This window comes from Cupriavidus necator (assembly GCF_040578825.1).
Taxonomy (GTDB): domain Bacteria; phylum Pseudomonadota; class Gammaproteobacteria; order Burkholderiales; family Burkholderiaceae; genus Cupriavidus; species Cupriavidus necator_E.
In genome coordinates, this window is the sequence record NZ_JBEFLI010000001.1 from 144,567 (window position 1) to 165,618 (window position 21,052).

Consider the following 21,052-nt stretch of genomic DNA (forward strand, 5'->3'; position numbering starts at 1 on the left):
CTATCCGAGTTGAATATGTCCCATATCAGCACGGGCGTGGAGTATGGTCTGCACTGTCTGCTCTATCTTTCCCGCTCGAACATGGCGGTGGAAGAAGCCAGCGTACGCGACCTCGCAGAGTTGCAAGGCATCCCCAACGAGTTCCTCGCCAAGCTGTTCACCAAACTTGCGAAGGCAGGGCTTGTGGTGGCCACCGAAGGCATAAAGGGCGGTTTTCGACTGGCGCGTCCACCTTCGCGCGAACTGACGCGCAAGGGCGCGGACGTGCAGAAGCTCGCCCTGGTGCAGCTCTGGCATGAAGCGGGAGATCTGTTTTCCGTGCGCGAGAAGGCGGCACTTGCCTGGGCGGAAACCGTCACACGTGTCGCCGACACGCACGTGCCAGACGACGCATTCGCAGCCGCTGCCGCGGTCTTCGAAGAGAAGGAACTGGCCGACCTGACCATCGCGATCGGCCTGATGAACGCGTTCAATCGTCTCGCCATCAGCTTCCGGCGCGCGCCAGCAAAGGCCGTGTAACGACGGATTGCCGTCGCCCGCCGCATTGCGACGGGCGTCGGCGCAAGAGCGCGAAGCCTTATTTGGAAGGCGTCACCAACGGCGCGCCCTTCTTCACGATGTACGTCGCCAGCTCCGATGATTTTCCGCTACCCACGTTGCGGGCCGAATGCGCCACGCCTGCGGGAATGAACAGCGCCTGACCGGCCTTGCGCGTCACGGGCGGATTATCGCCGAGCTGGTACTCGAGCGTGCCCTCGAGCACGTAGGCAATTTCTTCGCCCGGATGGACGTGTTTTGGCGCAAATGCGCCAGGTTCGAAATCGACTCGGACCTGCACCCCTTCGAGATGCGCCGTACTCAAATCGTGCTTGACCAGATCCGTGCGCTGGTGCCAGGTGCCTGCGCCTGGGCCGTTGAAAGCGCCATCGCGCCGGTCAGCGCAAGCGCTGCAAGTGAAAGTGCCTTGTTCATGTTTATCTCCAATGAATGGGATGCGGGATGCGGAACGACAGGTCAGACGACCTGTATTTCCACGTCGATGTTGCCGCGCAAGGCTTTCGAGTACGTACAGATCTGATGCGCGCGTGCCGCCAGGGAGCGCGCGAGGTCGGCATCGATGCCGGGCAGGGACACGTTGAGGCGGGCTGCCAGCAGGAAGGCGTCGCCGGCGCGGCACAGATCGATTTCCGCTTCGACCGCCGCATCCGCAGGCAGGGTGACGTCGGCAGCCTGCGCGGCCTTGCCGATCGCGCCCAGGAAACAGGCAGACCAGCCGGCACCAAGTAATTGCTCGGGATTTGTGCCGGGACCGTTGCTGCCCGGGCCGGGAAGCTCGACCGCGAGGCGGTCGTCAGAACTGCGGGAGCGGCCGTTCCGGCCTCCCGTCGTGCGGGTCTTGCCGGTGTAGATCACGGTATCGATAGCTTGAGTCATGAATATCAGGGATGCCAGGAGTGTTCGCCACTTATGGAATACGACGGACCGTGGTGGCGACACGGACCACGCGAGATAACTCAAGGGGAGGAAGGCGGCGCGGACTTCGTCCACTGTCTCGTCTGGACGCTGGAGGTGCGGGTAATGGCCCGTGGCAGGCAACATCGCAATGGCGCAGCGGTCCTCCGCGAGAACTCGACACCCATCTCCTTATTGATATAGATGTCCTGTTCGCCCCACACAACACGCACCGGGGTTTTCAGCTTCGGCAGCTGCGCTTCCAGTACATGTTGGTCTCGCGTGAAGTGCGCCTAGTAGTGAGCAAACGCATCGGCGGTCGAAAGGTGTCCGTTCTGCCAGCCGCGTGCCATGTCAGCCTGATACTGGGCATCAAGCGCATAGCGTTGCCCTCGCGGCAACCCGCGCGTAAATGCGTTCATTAGTATCTCGTCGCGCGAGGCGTTGAAGACCATTCGCACAGCTTCGGCCGACGCGGGCTCCTTCAGCGCCTGCAGGCGCTCCTGCATGTATTGCGGCCGGTCGAACGGCGCGAAATCTCCCACAACAATCATGCGGGCAATATCCGGCCGATTGACGGCAGCAAGCAGCGCTGGCAAGGCGCCGATATCGGTCGCATAGATCACCAGGCGACTACCGCCGATGCCCGCAGTGTCGATGTAGCGCGTGAGGACCGTGGCGTAGTCGCGAGGCGAGTAGGCGAAACGCTCTACAGGTGGACGCGACGCGTTGCCAAATCCGGGCCAGTCGAATGCATGAACCTCGTATTCACGGCCGAGCGTCCTGGCAATTTCTTTCCAGGCGAACATGGTCTCGGGAATACCGTGCAGGAATAGCACGGTGCCCTTCGGCGCTGAGGGCCGGACCACCATGCGCCGCAAGCGCAGATCGGTGCCGGCATCCACATCGCTCACTTCGAATGCGAACTCGGCGACCTCATATGGCGTGGCGATGGCGGTTGACGCGCTGCCATCAGCGCTGCCGCCGCACTGGCTGCAGTTGCCGCCATGCGTGCATACCGACGCATTGTTGCTTGCGTACCCATCTCCGTTCCTCCTGTTGCCAGTGTCTTGGCGCGCTATGTTGCATATGCAGCATTAGAGCAGCCGATGTATCTGTCCTGTGAGGGGAGTCGGTTGAAACGTATCGCTATGTGTGCAGGAGTCAGGCGGATACATGCCCGTACAAAAACGCAGCGCGCCTACTATTGCTTCAAGGCATCATCGGCGCCCATTGATGTTGTTATCCGCTTCCAGGAGTCAGACATGAGAGCCCTCACCCCCCTATTCGCTATCGCCATGCTCGCGGTGTTGCCGATCCCGGTTATCGCACAGACCGCTGCCGACACGATTCGTCCACCGGCTGTCCTGCCGGTCGAAGCGGAGCCGGCGCCACGAATTGCGGCCTACCCGGCGTTGCCGGAACCGCTTGCCAGGGGCGTGGTGATCGTGCAGTTCCGGACTGAGAATTTTCGTGTGATCCCGGTGTTCGGCAAGGCTGCCACGCAGGTTTCGCCGCGCGCCGGCCATCTGCATGTGACTGTCGACGATGGCCCTGCCACCTGGGCACACACCAGCGAGGATCCGATCATCGTGGTGGGATTGCCGCCCGGACCGCACCGGGTGCGCCTGGAACTGGCCGACCCGACACACAGGATTCTGGCGACGGAAACCGTTTCCGTGACCGTCCCCGATACGCGGTCGCCGGGCACTACCGTCGCGCCGCCAGCACACCGCCACTGAGTGCAGTACGCTGGCGGTACATCCCTGCGTCACGCATGACATGACTTCCAGAAAGCGTTCCCCGTCTGGCACCACAGGCGCCGATATCTTCCAGCACTGCGTGATGACGCGCACCCGGCAGATCCCGCGCGTGCTGACCGCCGCCTACGATTCAGGCCTTGCGCCCTTTCGGCATCAGCGCCACGCAGTTCACGCTGCTGGTGCTCGTTCATGAATTAAGCCCCATCAGCCGCGCCGATCTCGGTCGGCGGAATCACCACGATCGATCCACGCTGACATGCAACCTGCAGCCCCTGCTAACGGAAGGGTGGATTACAGAGGACGTGGCGGAGGCCGTGGATGGTCGGTCGCGCCCGCTCTCAGTGACCCGCGCCGGGAAAATGTTGCTAACGGACGCCGGGCCGGCGTGGGCGGAAGCACAGGCGATGGCTACAGCCATAATCGGGGAGGACGGCGTCGCGGCCATCATGGGGATTGCGGGGAAACTTCCGAAGCGACGTGGATAACCCACGGCAGGATTGAAGGGCGTGCTGACCGCACTCCACGCGCCAAGCTACGTTGTAGCCTAAGAGTTTCGGCAAAAGCGCTCGGAAGGTGGACGTCCGAGATGGGCCATGAAGCGTCAGTCGCCTCTGCCCGACGCGCGACGTTCGGATGTCGGCTCGGCGTCGGTTATCGGACCCTCGCCTACGATGCGACGTACTTCATCGCTAGGGGGCGGCCGGCGACCATCCCAATAGGCGGGCCCAGCTTTATATTTCCAGCCAGCTTACGGAGCTTCGGGGCGACACATGTCATGCGAGCCAGATCCGTTAGGCCTAAGCCGAAATTCGCATTTCTCCGAAGCAGTTGCTTGAAGTAGATTATTGGGTGTCCAGCGGCGGCCCGGCCAAAGTCGCAGTCTCGGCGCCAGTTGTCCGGCCGCCGCGCAGAGGGCACAGTGGTCATTGCACCTGACGGAAGAAAAGCACGCTGACATCGTCATCGGCGCAGGGTTGCAGTTACTTCAGCACAGCAACTCAGTATCCGGTTCCCCGCCCCCGCTTCTCCGAAGATCGCTTTGGGATCCCGTTGCTGTCGGTCGCCATCGGCAACTCACAGCAGGTGTGAGGCCAGAATTCAGTCTTTCACAGGCGTGCCGAACGAGCCACCACGGTCCCCGAAGATCCGCTGACCCAGCGTCACGACAATCATGAGAGTTGCGCCGTTAGAGCGCGCAGTTCCTCGAGAAGCTTGATCGAAGGACCGGGCAGCATGCCGGCCCTTCGACGGAACGCAGTGAGAACTCTCTTGTCGCTGGCGCCTGGTATCTCCAGAGCGTCGATGAGCCCCGCCTTGCGCTCAGCGTCGTACATGGGCTCGGGCATCCAGCCGAGGAAACCCGAACGGCCAATCAAGCTCTTGAGCGCAGTGACGGAGCGTGTCTCGACGACGACGTTGGGCAAGGTCAGGTTCTGTCGCGAAAACACCCTCTTCATGTGCTCGAAAGGCCCTGTTCCCTTCGGAAGCATGGCCCAACGCTCTTGCAGCGTATCAGCGAGCGTGAGATCGCGCTTTTTTCGCAGAGGATGGCGCCGACCAGCAACCACGTAGCTGGTGTCCTCCCAACGGCAATCCTTGACAGCGACGATTTCGTCAGTGTCCTCAACGTCGACCCCCAGCGCCAGATCGATTTCGTGCGAGACAAGCGCATCAGCAAGGCGATCCCAGACTCCTTCGATGATCTGGACTTGAAGATTTGGCCACTTCTTGCAGGTGCTACCGATTGCCAATGGAAGCACCAGGCAGGCAATGCTGCCGACTGCGCCGACGCGAATCGTTCCTTTTGCCAAGCCCAGCATCGCCTTGATGTGCTCATTTGCATGCTCAGACTCGCGTTGCAAAAGGAGCGCGTGGGGCTGCAACGCCCTGCCCACATCCGTCAACTGCATCCCCTTTGAGTGACGCTCGAACAGAGGTGCGCCAACCTGCTCCTCGAGCCGGCGAATCGTGCGACTAAGAGCCGGCTGCGTCACATTCAAGGCGTCAGCCGCGCGACCAAGGCTTCCGGACGAAACGATGGCGTTGAAGGCGACAAGATATTGGAGATCGAAAGTCATGCCTAACGGTAATGACTTTCTCTCAAAAAAGCAATTTTCATGAGGGCGATGAACTTTCACACTTGCGCCATCGAGATAAGCGCTGCGACTCGTCCAGCGTACAACAGAAGGAAAGCGCGAAATGACCGGACCCATACCCCTCGCCGTCGTCGAAGCAGCCAAGCAACCCAGCACCGTCACCGTTCGCGACGCCGTCGTCGACCTCATGCGTCGTTTCGGCATGACATCCGTGTTCGCGAACCCCGGTTCGACTGAGCTGCCAATGTTTCGCGATTTCCCAAACGACTTCCGCTACGTCCTCGGTTTGCAGGAGGCTACCGTGGTCGGCATGGCGGATGGCTACGCCCAGGCAACGCGAAACGCTTCCTTCGTGAACTTGCATTCGGCAGCAGGCGTGGGCAATGCGATGGGCAACATCTTTACCGCTCACAAAAATCGCACGCCGATGGTCATCACGGCAGGCCAACAGGCGCGTTCGATCCTCCCTTTCGACCCATTCCTGTCTTCCACCCACGCCACTGAACTCCCCAAGCCCTATGTGAAATGGAGCATCGAGCCAGCGCGCGCTCAAGACGTGCCGCAGGCCATCGCGCGGGCGTACTACATCGCGATGATGCCGCCCCGTGGCCCCGTGCTCGTGTCGGTGCCGGTAGACGACTGGGACCAGCCAGCAGAGTTCGTGCCGGCAAGGGTTGTGAGTACGGAGCTTCGCCCGCAGCCTGCCGTTCTGGCACAAATCGGCGACGCGCTGGATGCAAGTCATCGACCCGCGATCGTCGTAGGTGCCGCGATCGATCGGGACAACGCGTGGAACGAGGTCGTTGCTCTGGCTGAGGCGCACAACGCCCGCGTGTGGGCGGCGCCGATGTCAGGCCGGTGCAGTTTCCCCGAAGATCATCGATTGTTCGCTGGCTTCCTGCCCGCAATGCGCGAGCGGATCGTCAAACTGCTTGGTGACCATGACCTGATCCTGGCCATTGGTGCGCCCGCGTTCGCGTATCACGTCGAAGGCTCGGGACCACACATCCCAAGCGGTGCTACGTTGTGCCAGCTAACCGAGGACCCGGATACCGCGGCTTGGACGCCGGTCGGAATGTCGGCTGTCGGCAGCATCCGCCAGGGAGTACTTGATCTGCTCGCCCGCCCGGCGCCCCAGTTTCGAGCCGTGCCGCCGGCCAGGATCAAGGCGCCACGGGCAGAGCCTTCGCCGTTGATGTCGGTTGCCTATGTCCTTCAGACGTTAGCGGAAGTGAAAGCGCCCGAAGACATCGTGGTCGAGGAAGCACCGAGCGCGCGCCCGGTGATGCAAGCCTATCTACCCATCACCCGCAGCGAAACCTTCTTCACGATGGACAGCGGCGGTCTCGGCTACGGCATGCCGGCAGCGGTGGGCGTAGCGCTCGGCAAACCGGGCAGCCGCGTCATCTGCCTGATGGGCGACGGTTCTAGCATGTACTCGATACAGGCGCTGTGGACCGCAGCGCAACTCAAGCTGCCGATCACTTTCGTGATCCTGAACAACCGTCGGTACGCTGCGCTACAGGATTTCGCGCCTGTGTTCGGGTTCTCTGCAACCGATGTCGTTCAGGGAACGGAACTGCCCGACATCGATTTCGTGTCGCTGGCAAAGGGCATGGGATGCGCTGCCACACTCGTCAGCGATCCCGGCGATCTGCGGGCGGCTCTTGACCTTGCCATGGCCGGCAAGGCGCCAAACGTCGTGGAGGTTCAGGTCGGCTGAGCACACCGCCCGCTCCCGCTTCCCTTCAAGACCCTTCCGGAGACAAACCAATGAAGATTTCGATGTTGATCAACGGCGAGCAAGTCCAGGCCCGCAACGGCGCCACCTTCGAGCGGCGCAATCCGCTTGACGGCAGCGTTGCGACGGTCGCGCCCGCGGCCACCGAGGAAGATGCGGTCGCGGCCGTCGACGCTGCCGCTGCGGCCTTCAAGACATGGTCGCGCACTGGCCCAACCGAGCGCAGAACGATGCTGACGAAGGCCGCACAAGCGCTTGAAGCGAAAGCCGAGGCCTTCGCGGCTGCCGTGGCGTCCGAGACCGGCGCATCGGCGATCTGGGCAGGCTTCAACGTTCACCTTGCGGCCGGTATGCTTCTAGAGGCCGCATCGCTGACCACACAGATCGGCGGCGAGATTATTCCTTCCGACGTGCCGGGCAACCTTGCCATGGGTGTGCGACAGCCTGCGGGGGTCGTTCTGGGCATCGCCCCCTGGAACGCGCCCGTGATCCTGGCTGTACGGGCCATCGCGACGCCACTGGCTTGTGGCAATACGGTGGTGCTCAAGGGCAGCGAGATCTGTCCGGCGACACACGGCCTCATCATCGAGGCGCTGCAAGAGGCCGGGCTACCCAATGGCGTGGTGAACTTTGTCACAAATGCGCCGGCCGACGCGGCTGCTGTAGTCGAAGCCATGATTTCGCACCCGGCTGTGCGACGAGTCAACTTCACGGGGTCCACCCACGTGGGCAAGCTCATTGCCGCGACCTGCGCGAAGTACCTGAAGCCCGTGGTTCTCGAACTCGGCGGCAAGGCGCCGCTGGTCGTCCTCGACGACGCCGATGTCGATGCCGCCGTCAACGCGGCCGTGTTCGGTGCGTTCGCCAATTCGGGACAGATTTGCATGTCGACCGAGCGGATCGTCGTCGATTCGGCCATCGCCGATGAGTTCGTTGCCAAGCTGAGCGCACGTGCATCGAGTCTTCCGCTCGGTGATCCCCGTCTTGGCCGGGTGGTCCTCGGCTCAGTCGTGGACATGAGCACGGCAAAGCGCTGCAACGAACTGATCGATGATGCGCTTTTGAAAGGCGCGAAGCTCGTAGCGGGTGGCAAGGCGAACGACACGCTGATGCCCGCGACCCTGCTCGACCACGTAACGCCGGACATGCGCATCTTCCGCGAGGAGGCTTTCGGCCCCGTGAAGGGCATCGTGCGTGTCAGTGGCGTCGAAGAGGCGGTCGCTTGCGCCAACGATAACGAATACGGCCTCGCAGCCGCGGTCTTCGGCCGTGATGTGGCCCGCGCCATCCAAGTAGCGGGACGCATCGAGTCCGGCATTTGCCACGTGAACGGACCCACGGTGCACGATGAAGCGCAGATGCCATTTGGCGGCGTCAAAGGCAGTGGCATTGGCCATTTCGGCGGGAAAGCCGGTGTCGAGGCCTTCACCGATCTGCGGTGGGTGACCGTTCAAACGACCCCGCGTCACTACCCCTTCTGAGAGAAACACCGGAATGAAAACAAAAGTTGCCATCATCGGTGCCGGCCCGGCCGGGCTTCTGCTGTCCCACATCCTGCACCTGCAAGGCATCGAGTCGATTGTCCTCGAAACCCGCAGCCGCGAAGCCATCGAGGCCACGATCCGCGCCGGCGTGCTCGAGCAGGGGACGGTTGATCTCATGAAAGAGATTGGCGTTGGCGCGCGTATGGAGCGCGAGGGCTTTCGGCACGAAGGAACGATCCTGCGCTTCGACGGGATTGACCGCCGCATCGATTTTCCAGAACTCACTGGTGGCAAGGCTGTGATGGTCTATGCACAGCACGAGGTGATCAAGGACTTGGTGGAAGCGCGCCTGGCGACGGGTGGCGACATTCGGTTCGAAGTGACCGATGTCAGCATCCACGACCTCGACTCGACGTCACCGAGCGTGCGATTTCGTCAATTGGGCGGCGATCTGCAGACAATTGAGGCCGACTTCATCGCCGGCTGCGATGGCACGCAAGGGGTTAGTCGCCCATCGATTCCGACAGGCGTACTTAGCGGCTTTGAGCGGCTCTATCCATTCGGATGGCTCGGGATCCTGTGCAAGGCACCGCCGTCATCAGACGAACTGATCTACGCCTTGAGCGATCGCGGCTTTGCTCTCGTCAGCACGCGTTCGCCCGATGTGCAACGCATGTACTTGCAGTGCGAGCCGACCGACAAAATTGAAAACTGGTCCGACGACCGTATCTGGAGTGAATTTCGCGAACGTCTGGCAACGCGTGACGGCTGGGTCCCCAAAGAGGGCGAGATATTCAGCAAGACCGTGGTCGGCATGCGCAGTTTCGTGACGGAGCCGATGCAGTACGGCCGCCTGTTCCTGGCGGGAGACGCGGCGCACGTAGTGCCGCCCACGGGTGCCAAGGGTGCCGACGTACGAGTGCTCGCACGGGCCATCGGCAATTTCTACAAGAACGGCCGTCAGGACCTGCTCGAGCGCTACAGTGAAACCGCACTGCGGCGCATCTGGAAGGCGCAACGCTTCTCGTGGTGGATGACCTCGATGCTGCATCGCTTCCCCAACGCGGACGAGTTCCAGCACAAGGTGCAGGTCGCCGAACTCGACTACGTAACCGGCTCGCGTGCTGCTTCAACAGCGCTGGCCGAGAACTATGTCGGCTTGCCATTCGACGCACTGGACGACTGAGACTCAGTCCGTCAGACCGCCCGGCAAGAGGCGGAAGGCTGTCAGAAAGCTATGTGGTGAGGTATGCCGTTTTCTCAATAAAGCAATTTTCCGGCAGGCCTATATGTTGGACCCTGCGACTGCTACTAACAGGGCGCTAGGACGCCAGAGCGCTCAATCAGGAGACAAGACATGATCGATCGAACCCCGTCAGCCGTTGGCTCGCAAGCTTTTCCATCGCGCGGCCAATGCCAGCGCATGCTGCCCACGACCTGCAACTTGGGAGTAAGCGCATGAGCCCCCAAGCGGTTCCCTTCAAGGGCAATGCCGACATCGGTCGTCTGCTCGACGATGGCGCCTATACGGCCATGCAAAAGTTTGTGGTCTTCCTGGCGGCCCTGTCCATTGTGATGGACGGCTTTGACGGCCAACTCATCGGCTTCGCGATTCCATTGATGATCAAGGAGTGGAACATCACGCGAAGCGCCTTCGCCCCAGCGGTCGCCGCTGGCCTCATTGGCATGGGAATCGGCAGCGCCTGCGCAGGCCTGTTCGCGGACCGATTCGGCCGTCGGATGGCGGTCATCTCCAGCGTCTTTGTCTTCGGCGCAGCGACATGCGCCATTGGCCTCGCGCCCGATGTCCTGACCGTGGCTGCACTCAGATTTGTCGCCGGCCTGGGCATTGGTGGCGCACTGCCGAGTTCGACCACAGTCACGGCCGAGTTCACGCCGGCGCGCCGCAGGACGCTCGCCGTCACGGCCACGATCGTCTGCGTACCGCTCGGCGGCATGCTGGCGGGCCTCTTTGCCGGTGAAATCCTGCCGAGATTCGGCTGGCGCGGACTGTTCTTTATCGGCGGAACTTTTCCAATTGTGCTGGCTACCATTCTTCTGTTCACGTTGCCAGAGACGCCTCGATTCCTTGCACGCCATCCGGCACGCTGGGATGAGTTGAGCAAGCTGCTAGGGCGTATGGGCCATCCGATGGCTGCCAATGCAACGTACACCGACGCCGCGGAACAGGTCGTAGAAAAGCGGGCCGGATTTGGCGCGCTGTTCTCAAACGGTCTGGCGCGCGACACGCTGGCAACCTGGGCTGCGTTCTTCCTGTGTCTTACCGCCGTCTACAGCGCCTTTAGCTGGCTGCCGACGATGTTGGCATCAGAAGGATTGTCGATGGCCGTCGCCGGCTCGGGGTTGACCGCCTACAATCTCGGAGGCGTAATTGGCGCATTGGTCTGCGCTGTTGCAATAACGCGATTCGGGTCACGTTGGCCCTTGGTGCTGTGCTGCGCCGGGGCAGCCGCCAGTGCATTCGCGATGCAGACCCTGAATGTCGGGCAGGACACGAATCTGTTGATCTTCGGCTTCGGTGTGCATGGCATGTTCGTCAATGCAGTGCAGTCCACCATGTACGCGCTGTGCGCGTTCATGTACCCCACCAGCGTCAGAGCGACCGGCACCGCGTCCGCGCTGGCCTTCGGACGACTGGGTGCGATTCTCAGTGCTTTCGCAGGGGCCGTTGTCATTACGGCCGGTGGTGCGATGGCTTATCTCGCACTACTTGGCACCGCGATGGTCTTTGCGACGCTCGCGCTCCTTGTCGTCAGGCATCACATCCCGAGGCGGGAGGGGCTGGTAAAGCCGAGTTCCGCGGCGGCAATCACTAGCTGAAATCCTGAGGGCAATCATGAAAATTACCATCGTCGGCGCTGGCGCCATGGGCTCAATGTTTGGCGGCTTGCTAGCTGAGTGCGGCAATGATGTCACTCTGATCGACATCAACGATGCGCACATCGGCGCGATCCAATCTGATGGCTTGCGATTGGTCACGGACAATGGGGATCGGCGTGTTAAGACGCTGAAGATTTGCCGACCTGAGGAAGCTCGGGAGCTACCCGAGTTGCTGGTGATCTTTACCAAGACCCTGCACACTGGCGCCGCGCTCCAAGGCGTCAGGCACCTGATTGGTCCGGAAGTCCATGTGCTTTCCCTGCAGAACGGGCTAGGCAACGTCGAGAAGATCAGCGAGTTCGCCTCGACAGAGCGCATCCTCATCGGCGTGACCACCTGGCCGGCCGACATGGTTGCGCCTGGCCACGTGCACTCACATGGCCAGGGTATCGTTAGACTCATGACCGCTGACGGCAACGTCCGACCGATCGTCTCCGCAGTCTCCGAGACGCTTTCGGCCGCCGGTCTCCAGTGCAGTTCGGATGCCACCGTATGGGCTGCGATTTGGGAGAAGGTCGCGTTCAACGCCGCGCTCAACAGCATCTGCGCCGTAACTGGGTGCACAGTCGATCAACTCGGTACTACGCCCGAAGGTAGCCGGCTCGCAGAGCAAATCGTCGTTGAAGTACTGTCGGTCGCACAGAGGCTCGGTATCGAAGTGAATCCAGCTAAGTGCAAAGCCAATGTCGCAGGCGCCATTGCCCAGCACAAGGGGCACAAGCCATCGATGTTGCAGGACGTTCAGGCCGGACGCCGCACCGAGATCGAAGCGATCAATGGAGCAGCGGTCGCCACGGCCGATAGCTTAAACATGAAGCTGCCCACAACCGAAACGCTGCTGTCGCTCGTGCGCCTCGTCGAGGCGCGGGTAATTGCCTGGCATCAGGCCGTCTCTCTCTCTTGAACGCATCAGGATGCAACCCCATTCAAGCGTTTGAATAGGCGGCCCGCGTCGCTCACTCCGATGATGGATTCCCGCTTTACCAAGGTGGGGCACAGATGAGGTGGTGGTGGCAACGCTTGAGGTGCGTCGTGCCTTGGGAGCCTGGAATGGCTGCCTGCATGCGGGGACGGTCACCTCGCTTGCGGATACATACTGCGGTTACGGAACCGGCGCAACGGCTTTGAAGCGAATCTGGTGCGCTGAACACTTCTCCTATTGGATGACGCGGTTGATGCACCGTCTCGACGACGCGTCGCCTTTCGAGCAGCAGTTGCAGCTTGCCGAACTCGAACACGTCACTACGTCGCGCACAGCAGCGAAGTCCATGGCCGAAAACTATGTCGGAAGCGTTGTCGTCTAGACGGGGCTGCCCAGGACGGACGTAATGCGTTTCCCGCTTTTCAGTTCAATCACGCAAGACGCAATCATGACAAGAGCATTTCACGGTTTCTTCTCCGTCGGTGACTATCGTTCTGAGGCTAGGCGTCGGTTACCAAGGATGGTATTTGACTATCTGGAGGGCGGGGCGGACGACGAGTCAGGCCTGAGGCACAATCGTGCTGCCTTTGATAGATGGGAATTGCGTCCCCGGCGTCTTACCGATGTGAGCAAGCGGGAGCAGTCTACCGAGCTTCTGGGAAGACAAATCTCCTCGCCGCTTGTGATAGCGCCGACAGGCCTTAATAGCGCGTTCTGGCCCAAGGGAGACCTTGCGCTTGCACGCGCTGCGAGCAAGGCAGGGATTCCGTTCGCACTCTCTACCGCGTCGAATATGTCCATCGAAGAGATATCAAAGGGAGCGGACGGAGACTTGTGGTTTCAGTTATACGTGGTACATCGGAATCTGGCGAACAGCTTGGTCAGCCGAGCGCGAGCGGCTAACTATTCGACGTTGATCCTAACCACGGACGTTGCGGTGAATGGGTTTCGGGAGCGTGATCTGCGAAACGGGTTCGCTATGCCATTCAAAATCACTGCACGAGGAGCTCTCGATGGCATTTCACATCCCCGTTGGCTCTGGTCCTACCTAACGAATGGCATGCCGCAGTTGAAGAACTTAGCGACCGACGACGCGTCTGATACCGCGTCGCAGGCTGCGGTGCTGCGGCGGGAAATGGACGCGAGCTTCGGCTGGGACGACCTCCGTCGCTTGCGCGACGACTGGCCTGGAAAACTGCTCGTCAAAGGCATCCTGACGGCTGAGGATGCCGAACGATGCGTGGAAATCGGCGCCGACGGTATCATAGTCTCAAATCATGGCGGACGACAGCTTGCAGATCTTCCTGCGCCGATTGACTCGTTGCCGAGCATTTCTGATAGGACTCCGACCATCAACCTCATTCTGGACAGTGGTATTCGAAGAGGGGGCGATGTGGTAAAGGCGGTCGCATTGGGTGCGACGGCCGTAATGCTCGGACGCGCCACCTTGTACGGGCTCTCCGCGAAAGGCGAGACTGGTGTATCTGACGTCGTCACAATGATCAAAGAAGAAATCGACCGGACGCTCGCTCTAGTCGGGTGCAGTTCGATAATGGAAGTCAATCGGAGCTGTGTCACTCGGCGGCCTGTGTAGCGAGGGGGTACGCGGGCACATCGACGTGATATTTCCCGCGCGTAATCGTCCCACACTGTCCATGACATCGGGCAACCAGATGGCGGATTTGTTATGAATAAGATTCGACACTCTCACGGTTGCAGACGTTTGAGGCAGCCGCGCCGAAAGTCGGCAACGGCCGACGATGCGCCCGCGACAAAGCGAGCGAGTGGTCGTAGCACTCCGTCAACCGACGCTCGGCGTACCAAAGGTGGAGCGGCGGCAGTGGGTCGGACAGCGACCGTTACAGCAGGCGCAAACTGGCTCTCCCTTACCAGAAAGGAGCTTGTCATGGACACGCAAACCTCCCCCGCCGCGCCTCACGTTCCTTGGAACAAAGGGAAGCTTACGGGTCAGAAGCCGCCCTTGAAGCTCAAGGAAATCTGGGCGATCCGCACCAGACTCCAAATGTCCTCGAATGCTCGCGAGCTTGCGCTATTCAACTTGGCCATCGACAGCAAGCTCCGAGCTTGCGATCTGACTCGATTGCTGGTCCAAGACATATGCCACGGCGATCACGTGGCCGCCCGAGCCACAGTCACTCAGCAAAAAACCCATCGACCGGTGCAGTTTGAGATCACCGAGCAGACCCGTGAGAGCGTTGCTGCCTGGATTCGGATACGAGGGCTCCGTTCATCTGACCACCTTTTCCCAAGCCGACTTCACGCCTCTGCCCATCTTTCGACGCGGCAGTACGCCCGCCTAGTGCATCGATGGATCGCTTCGATCGGCCTCGATGACTCGGCGTACGGCACACACACGTTGCGCCGAACGAAGGCATCGTTGATCTACCGGCGCACGAAGAACCTGCGCGCAGTACAGTTGCTGCTTGGACACGCTAAGATCGAGAGCACTGTCAGATATCTTGGCATCGAGGTCGACGACGCCCTTGAGATGGCGGAACAGACTGAAGTTTGATGACAGCACGGCCGGTGAGCGGTCGCTTGCCGGCCCAGTTCCGGCCATTGGAGTGGGGCCCGCGACCGGCTGAAATAGGTCCGCAAGCCGCCTTGGATCGAATGGGTCCATGAAATCAAGCTGCGCATAAGCTGCTGCTCGTATTGCCCGTAGAAATCATGGACCTTCATGTTGAGGATCGTTACTCGGCCCGGATGCCGCCTTGCTTGATAACCTTGGCCCATTTCGCGGTCTCGCTTTCGACGAACTTTCGGAAGTCCTCGGGCCGCGAGCCCGCCGGTTCGGCGCCGATGGCGGCGAGTCGCTGAGAGACCTCTGGAGAGTTGAGCACTTCCCGCGTCAGCGCGCTGAGCCGGTCGACGATCGCCTGGGGCGTACCGGCCGGGGCAAAGAGGCCGTTCCATTCGTAGACCTGATAGCCCGGCAATCCGGATTCGGCGATCGTGGGCGTGTCCGGCAACGCGGCAGACCGCTTCGTTCCCGTCGTGGCCAGCACCTTGAGCTTCTTGCCCGCGACTAACGGGTATGACGCCGCCATATTGCTGAACATCATGTCGACCTGGCCACCCATCAGGTCGCTCAGCGCCGGCGCGCCGCCCTTGTAGGGCACGTGCAGCAGGTCCAGCCCCGACTGTTGCCGGAACAGCTCGGCCGCCAGGTGCTGTGCCGTGCCCGGCCCCGCTGAAGCATAAGTCAGCTTGCCCGGCTTCGCCTTGGCCGCGGCAACGATATCCTTCGGCGACTTGAATGGAGAATTGGGCGGCACCACCAGCAGGTTCGGCACCAGCACCACCAGCGAGATGGGGGCGAAGTCTTTGGCGGTGTCGTACGGCAAGCGCGCCTGCAAGCTCGGATTGACGGAATGCGCGGTGGCATCAAGCAGCAGCGTGTAACCGTCGGGCGCGGCCTTAGCCACGGCGCCAGCGCCGATCACGCCGCTTGCACCGGGCCGGTTGTCGACCACGATGGTCTGTCCCAACTTGGCGCCGAGCGGTGCGGCCAGAGTGCGCGCAACCGTATCGGCGGCACCGCCCGCGGGATAAGGTACAACCAGACGGATGGGCCGGTCGGGATAGGTGGCGGGGGCAGCGTGAGCGGCGTTAGCGGAAATGCCGAGGCCAAGCAATGCGAGCGAAAGCAGCCGGGCAGTGATGGGCTTGAACATGTCTCTACTCCAGATTCTTATGTGATGAAAATCAAACGGTAGCGATGGGAGTGGCCGGGGAACCGACGGCGCCGGGCAGGCGCAGCGGTGGTGCCGTCAATAGGAAGCGGCTACGCTGCTGTGCCCGCAGCCACCGCGCCAACGGCGTCAGATGCCACAGTTCGCCCAGGTGGATGCCGTTCTTGAAGAGGCAATGCTCATGGAGCGGCAACCGGGGGCCACGGATCGGCGAAGGTGTTAGCGGCTTGGGCACGACAAGCTCAACGGCTGGGTTATCAGCGAGCAGACAAGCGAGCCGCACGTCCGTGATCCAGTTGAGCAGCTTCCTATCGTGGCCGTCCAGCCCGGTTCCGGTTTCGTGCAGCACTCGCAGGTCGGGCATCTTGTTCATCGACAGCAGGGTGTCCGCAAAGCCGGTATGCAGGCACACCATGTCGCCCTGCTCGACCACTACCTTGTCGGCATCGAGGATGCGCATCAATTCGTCATAGCCGACGGCGTGGCGCTTGCGACCGATGTGGTGCTCAAGGTCGATCATGACGCCGCGCCCCTGCACACCATGCTCGGCCAGCACCGCAATGCTCAGCGCGCGCGCTTCGGGACTCTCGTAGCGCGCCCACGGCTCAGTGGACTGCGTCTCAATGCCCGCGATGACATCCTCGCCGCCCCGGTAGCCGTTATAGAACACCGGCTCTTCCTTGCCATCGCCATCCGCGTCGAAATGGCTGCCGACATGCGCAAGACTGTCCCATTGCGTCGAGTACTGCAGGCTCATCAACACCACGTCGTCGTTGACGACATCGGTCAGGTCGGGGTCTTCCGACTGATAAGACCAGCAGAAGCCTTGCTGCCCAGCGCTCTTGCCGTCGCGCAGCACGGCAAAGCGGCGCGGCGGTTGGCGGCGGACATTCATCGTTTGCCCGCCCGGATAGTCGAGCGGCAGCGACAGGCAGAACGTGACGCCCTCGCGTACTTCCGCCACACCCTGGAGCACCTTAGCGCGGTCGACGAGGTTCATCCGGCCGCGTTGGTCATCGGGGCCGAATTCGCCCCAGTGACCGCCTTCGGGCTGCCGCTTCCAGCGAGGTTGTATGGAGTCCATGCCCGGCTCCTTATCGTTGCCCGCTCAGCACCGCCAGGGCATTCGTCGCGGCCGCCACGCCCATGTTGACGTAGGCGTCGCTGGTCACGCCGCCGATATGCGGGCTGAGCACGAACTTCGGATGACGGAAAAACGGATGATCCGGAGCAGGAGGCTCCTGTGCCAGCGAATCCAGTCCGGCTGCTGCAACCTTGCCGCTCTCCACTGCCGCCAGCAGTGCCGTCTCGTCGATCAGGCCGCCACGCGCGGTATTGATCACGATGACGCCGTCCTTGCAAGCGGCCAAAGCCTCGGCACCGAGCAAGCCCTTGTTGTCAGCAGTCAGCGGGCAATGGAACGACAGGACATCGGACTCGCGCCAGATCGTATCCAGGCTGACCGCACGGATATCGTCCGGTACCTCTGTCGCGAAGGGGTCGTAACCCAGCACGTTCATGTCCATGGCAGTTGCCATGCGGGCAAAGCGGCGGCCGATGGCGCCCAGGCCGATGAGGCCCAGCGTACGCCCCTTCAATTCAAGGCTCTGGTGCGTTGCCTTGTCCCAATGCCCCGTGCGCGTGCGCTGGTCCAGGTGCACCACGGATTTCGCGCAGGCAAGCAGCAGCGCCATGGCTTGCTCGGCCACGGCCGCAGCGTTGGCGCCGGCGGCCGCCACCACCTTCACGCCACGCGCCTGCGCGGCTTGCTGGTCGATGTTGTCGATGCCGCTGCCGTGCTTGGACAACACGCGGATGGACGGCGCCGCGTCGAGCGCCATGGCACCCACCTTGCTGGTGCGCACGATGATCGCCACAGGCGCATGGCGGCGACACAGGTCGGCCGTTTCCTCTTCGCTGGCGGCCTTGCCGGCATAGATCAGTTCGTAATCGGATAGCAAGGCGACGGCTTGCGGGGCGAGATTTTCCGCAGTCACCACAATGACAGGCTTGCTGGCGGCGCTCACAGTGCCTCTCCCGCCTTCAGCACGCCCGCTGCGCGCAGCGCGTCTTCCAGCCATGCCGGACGCAAAGCCTTGCCCGACTTGATTCCGTCGATGCGCTTGCGCTCGCCGGCAACTTTCTCGGCCGCCGCGGCGATCAGGGAAGCCGCCTTATCGCGTTCGATGACCACGACACCGTCTGCATCCCCGATCACCAGATCGCCCGGGCATACGCTGACGCCACCGCATTGGATCGGGTGGTTGACCCGGCCCGGCACGAACTTGGTCGGGCCATTGGGGTTGGTACCCACGGAATACATCGGGAAGCCCGCCTCCCGGATTTCGTCGGCGTCCCGCGACGCGGCATCGAGCACGACGGCGGTCACGCCGAGCGCGATGCACTGCTGGACCATGATGATGCCCATCAGCGCGCTGTTCTGGTCGCCTTTGCCATCGACCACGATGACGTCGCCCGGGCGGGCCAGCGCCATGGCCGCGTGGATCATCAGGTTGTCGCCCGGTCGCACTTCAACCGTCAGTGCTGTGCCGCAGAAGCGGCTGGTGGGGCTGAGCGGCGCAATGCGGCCGTGCATGCCGCCGCGGCGTCCGGCCACGTCAGCAAAGATGGACGAGGCGAACTCCGAAGCCTGGCGGACGATCTCTGCCGGTACACGTTCAAAATCACGGATGACATCAGGGAGGGTCGGTTGCGCGGACATGGTTGCTCCTGGAAAAGTGCGAATGCATCCCACTGCCCGCCCGGTTTCCCACGGCGGGAAGTTCTACAGTGATGCGAAGCGGTTGGAAAGTGCTTGGTGGCTGAAAGCGCGCCAGCGCTCAGTCGATGGTGGCGCCGGAATCCTTGACCACCACGCGCCAGCGGGCCAGGTCCTTCTGCATCAACGATGCGAATTCCGTGCTGCTGCCGCCGAGGACACGACCGCCTTCGGCTTCGATCTTGGTTTTGACGTCAGGCGTCTTCAGGGCGCGGTTCAGTTCGGCATTGAGCTTTTCAAGGATCGGCGCAGGCGTGCCAGCGGGCGCGAGCAGGCCGAACCAGGTATCGGCTTCAAACTGCCTCACACCGGCTTCCGTGACCGTAGGCGTCGAGGGAAGCTGCGGAGAGCGCTTGGTCGAAGTCACTGCCAGGCCGCGCAGCTTGCCGTTCTTGATCTGCCCCATGACGGTCGGCACGGAACCGATATAGATGGCAACCTGACCGCTCAGCACGTCGGTCAGTGCCTGCGAAGCGCCTTTGTAGGGGATATGCTGCAGCTTCACGCCGGCCTGCTTTTGCAGCAGTTCCATGGCGAGGTGGGCTACCGTGCCGTTGCCAGGCGTGCCAAAGGTGACGGTGCCGGGCTTGGCCTTGGCTGCCGCCAGCACGTCGCCAAGGTTGCGGTATGGGGAATTGCCCGCGACCACGAGCGCTAGTGGCGCGGAGGCAATCAGCCCTATCGGCGCCAGATCCTTGCCTGGGTCATACGGGAGTTTCTTGTATAGCGAGGGATTGATGGCCAGGTTGCTGGTCTGGCCGAACACGAGCGTATAGCCGTCCGGCGCCGCCTTGGCCGCGGCTTCGATGCCAAGATTGCCGCCGGCGCCCGGCTTGTTCTCAATAACAACCGTCCACTTCAGGTCGTGGCTCATTTGGTTGCCGATGGCGCGCGAGAAAGCATCCGGCGCACCGCCCGGCGGGAACGGCACAATCAGGCGTATAGGCTTTGTGGGATAGGTCTCGGCCGCTGCGGACAGCTGCAGTAGGCCGAAAATGGCGCAGGCGGCCAGAAGGCGGGTAGTCCGTTTCAAGGTTGTCTCCGTGGTTTGCCTTGTTCTATGCGCTAACTATAGGGAGTCGTTGCGACGTGTACAATCGCGTTGCCTACTACGGAACGCATGCCATGAAACGGAACACTTCGCCCGCTTTGGAAGACCCCAACGAAAGTGTTGATAAAGACACAATCATCGCAGTGACGCGGGCATTGCAGATCCTGGAAGCGTTTTCGGCGGACGATACCGCGCTCACGCTCGCTGAACTCAGCCGACGCGTCGGCATGGGCAAATCGACCGTCTTGCGCACCGCGAGGACGCTAGCTCAATCCGAATATCTGGTGCAAAGGGATGATGGCCAATGGCGACTCGGCGCAGCGTCGGGATGGCTCGGTGCACGCTATCAGGCGGCATTTCGCGTCAGCGATACGATCGAACCCGTGTTGCGACGCATCTCGTACGAGACACGAGAGAGTGCCGCGTTTTATGTCAGAGAGGGCGACACGCGGGCCTGCCTGGTGCGTGTTGAAGGGCCCGGCGCGGTGCGACATCACGTGCGCGTAGGTGAACGGCTGCCGTTGATTGGCGCCCCCGGTCGTGTCTTGCGAGCCTTTGCCGGTGAAATGGGCGAGCCTTACGAAACGATCCGCAAGGACGGATACTTCATCTCAATGGGAGAACGCGAGCCAGAAGTTTCCAGCATTGCAGTTCCTGTGTTCGGCATCAACTGGACACTAGCAGGCTCGCTATGCATCTCTGGCCCGATCAGTCGCCTGACCCGCGACAAGCTGGGCGAATATATCGAACTGATGCTGGCCGCGGGTCGCGAAATGTCGTATCTGATCTCCGGCTCACGCGGGCAGACCGCGAAGCCATCGACTTGGCATCCTTGAGGCAATTGTTCGGGAAAACGCCACTGATTTGCGCAGTCGAGTGGGACTCGTCTTCATTGAAACCCATGTCGGCCATCGGCTGCAAAGCAGCCACTGGAACTACCCGCCTCAGTGGCAGAGATGGGTCGTTCTGAGCCATCTGGTTTGGGTCGACAAGGCGCCGCGTCACCTGCACAACTGGCCCCGCCGGTGGGGCGACGGAGCCAACGATCTCAATCCATAGTCTCCCTACCGGACTGAGGAGCGCGCCGGCGGCGCGCAATCGCAAGCCACTGCGGCAGGCCATGACCCAGCCGCCAGGCGAGCACGCG

General features: G+C 61.9%; 19 protein-coding genes and 1 pseudogene. 11 read left to right on the top strand and 9 right to left on the bottom strand.

The features are described from left to right. The first annotated feature begins 15 nt into the window (after positions 1–15). The gene (locus tag AB1I47_RS00735; RefSeq protein ID WP_354681868.1) at positions 16–519 is read left to right on the top strand and encodes an Rrf2 family transcriptional regulator; all 504 of its coding nucleotides are present in this window, start codon (positions 16–18) and stop codon (positions 517–519) included. Between the two features lie 58 nt (positions 520–577). On the opposite strand, the gene AB1I47_RS00740 is transcribed toward AB1I47_RS00735, so the two are convergent. The 3 genes from AB1I47_RS00740 to AB1I47_RS00750 all read right to left on the bottom strand — a co-directional run bounded on the left by AB1I47_RS00740 (position 578) and on the right by AB1I47_RS00750 (position 2,366). Next, entirely contained in the window at positions 578–862 is a 285-nt protein-coding gene (locus AB1I47_RS00740) for a cupin domain-containing protein (protein WP_354681869.1), read from the bottom strand. A 152-nt stretch (positions 863–1,014) separates the two neighbouring features. Further along, positions 1,015–1,434 carry an Ohr family peroxiredoxin gene (locus tag AB1I47_RS00745; protein WP_354681870.1) on the bottom strand — a complete coding sequence of 140 codons (420 nt, stop codon included), beginning with the start codon at positions 1,432–1,434 and terminating at the stop codon, positions 1,015–1,017. Between the two features lie 311 nt (positions 1,435–1,745). Then, positions 1,746–2,366 carry an alpha/beta fold hydrolase gene (locus AB1I47_RS00750; protein WP_354681871.1) on the bottom strand — a complete coding sequence of 207 codons (621 nt, stop codon included), beginning with the start codon at positions 2,364–2,366 and terminating at the stop codon, positions 1,746–1,748. A 351-nt stretch (positions 2,367–2,717) separates the two neighbouring features. On the opposite strand from AB1I47_RS00750, the gene AB1I47_RS00755 reads away from it, so the two are divergent. Continuing rightward, the gene (locus AB1I47_RS00755) at positions 2,718–3,194 is read left to right on the top strand and encodes a DUF6130 family protein (RefSeq protein ID WP_407935781.1); all 477 of its coding nucleotides are present in this window, start codon (positions 2,718–2,720) and stop codon (positions 3,192–3,194) included. Between the two features lie 1,190 nt (positions 3,195–4,384). On the opposite strand, the gene AB1I47_RS00765 is transcribed toward AB1I47_RS00755, so the two are convergent. Then, the gene (locus AB1I47_RS00765; protein WP_354681970.1) at positions 4,385–5,293 is read right to left on the bottom strand and encodes a LysR family transcriptional regulator; all 909 of its coding nucleotides are present in this window, start codon (positions 5,291–5,293) and stop codon (positions 4,385–4,387) included. Between the two features lie 121 nt (positions 5,294–5,414). Here AB1I47_RS00765 and mdlC point away from each other — a divergent pair, with 121 nt between their 5' ends. From mdlC to AB1I47_RS00805, 8 genes and pseudogenes are all read left to right on the top strand, one after another. Further along, positions 5,415–7,034: a benzoylformate decarboxylase gene (mdlC, locus tag AB1I47_RS00770; RefSeq protein WP_354681872.1), complete on the top strand. Its 1,620-nt coding sequence runs from the start codon at positions 5,415–5,417 to the stop codon at positions 7,032–7,034. A gap of 50 nt (positions 7,035–7,084) precedes the next feature. Further along, complete coding sequence (locus AB1I47_RS00775; protein ID WP_354681873.1) at positions 7,085–8,533, top strand: aldehyde dehydrogenase; 1,449 nt, start codon at positions 7,085–7,087, stop codon at positions 8,531–8,533. 13 nt (positions 8,534–8,546) lie between these two features. Beyond that, the gene (locus AB1I47_RS00780) at positions 8,547–9,722 is read left to right on the top strand and encodes a 4-hydroxybenzoate 3-monooxygenase (protein WP_354681874.1); all 1,176 of its coding nucleotides are present in this window, start codon (positions 8,547–8,549) and stop codon (positions 9,720–9,722) included. 272 nt (positions 9,723–9,994) lie between these two features. After that, positions 9,995–11,377, top strand: a complete 1,383-nt coding sequence (locus tag AB1I47_RS00785; RefSeq protein WP_354681875.1) for an MFS transporter — start codon at positions 9,995–9,997, stop codon at positions 11,375–11,377. 16 nt (positions 11,378–11,393) lie between these two features. Beyond that, entirely contained in the window at positions 11,394–12,341 is a 948-nt protein-coding gene (locus tag AB1I47_RS00790; RefSeq protein WP_354681876.1) for a ketopantoate reductase family protein, read from the top strand. Between the two features lie 211 nt (positions 12,342–12,552). Then, positions 12,553–12,741: pseudogene (locus tag AB1I47_RS00795) on the top strand (4-hydroxybenzoate 3-monooxygenase); the annotation flags it as partial. 66 nt (positions 12,742–12,807) lie between these two features. Next, entirely contained in the window at positions 12,808–13,953 is a 1,146-nt protein-coding gene (locus AB1I47_RS00800; RefSeq protein ID WP_354681971.1) for an alpha-hydroxy-acid oxidizing protein, read from the top strand. A 312-nt stretch (positions 13,954–14,265) separates the two neighbouring features. Beyond that, positions 14,266–14,892, top strand: a complete 627-nt coding sequence (locus AB1I47_RS00805) for a tyrosine-type recombinase/integrase (protein ID WP_354681877.1) — start codon at positions 14,266–14,268, stop codon at positions 14,890–14,892. A 181-nt stretch (positions 14,893–15,073) separates the two neighbouring features. On the opposite strand, the gene AB1I47_RS00810 is transcribed toward AB1I47_RS00805, so the two are convergent. From AB1I47_RS00810 to AB1I47_RS00830, 5 genes are all read right to left on the bottom strand, one after another. After that, positions 15,074–16,057 (bottom strand): tripartite tricarboxylate transporter substrate binding protein, encoded by a 984-nt coding sequence (locus AB1I47_RS00810; protein ID WP_354681878.1) that lies wholly within the window; start codon positions 16,055–16,057, stop codon positions 15,074–15,076. A 31-nt stretch (positions 16,058–16,088) separates the two neighbouring features. Further along, positions 16,089–17,159 (bottom strand): cyclase family protein, encoded by a 1,071-nt coding sequence (locus AB1I47_RS00815; protein ID WP_354681879.1) that lies wholly within the window; start codon positions 17,157–17,159, stop codon positions 16,089–16,091. Between the two features lie 10 nt (positions 17,160–17,169). Continuing rightward, complete coding sequence (locus AB1I47_RS00820) at positions 17,170–18,102, bottom strand: NAD(P)-dependent oxidoreductase (protein ID WP_354681880.1); 933 nt, start codon at positions 18,100–18,102, stop codon at positions 17,170–17,172. Next, entirely contained in the window at positions 18,099–18,797 is a 699-nt protein-coding gene (locus AB1I47_RS00825) for an RraA family protein (RefSeq protein WP_354681881.1), read from the bottom strand. The genes AB1I47_RS00820 and AB1I47_RS00825 overlap by 4 nt, the downstream gene beginning before the upstream one ends. A gap of 118 nt (positions 18,798–18,915) precedes the next feature. After that, complete coding sequence (locus tag AB1I47_RS00830) at positions 18,916–19,887, bottom strand: Bug family tripartite tricarboxylate transporter substrate binding protein (protein ID WP_407935782.1); 972 nt, start codon at positions 19,885–19,887, stop codon at positions 18,916–18,918. Positions 19,888–19,979: 92 nt separating this feature from the next. Here AB1I47_RS00830 and AB1I47_RS00835 point away from each other — a divergent pair, with 92 nt between their 5' ends. After that, on the top strand, positions 19,980–20,741 hold the full coding sequence (locus AB1I47_RS00835; RefSeq protein WP_354681882.1) for an IclR family transcriptional regulator: 762 nt from the start codon (positions 19,980–19,982) through the stop codon (positions 20,739–20,741). Positions 20,742–21,052 lie beyond the last annotated feature (311 nt).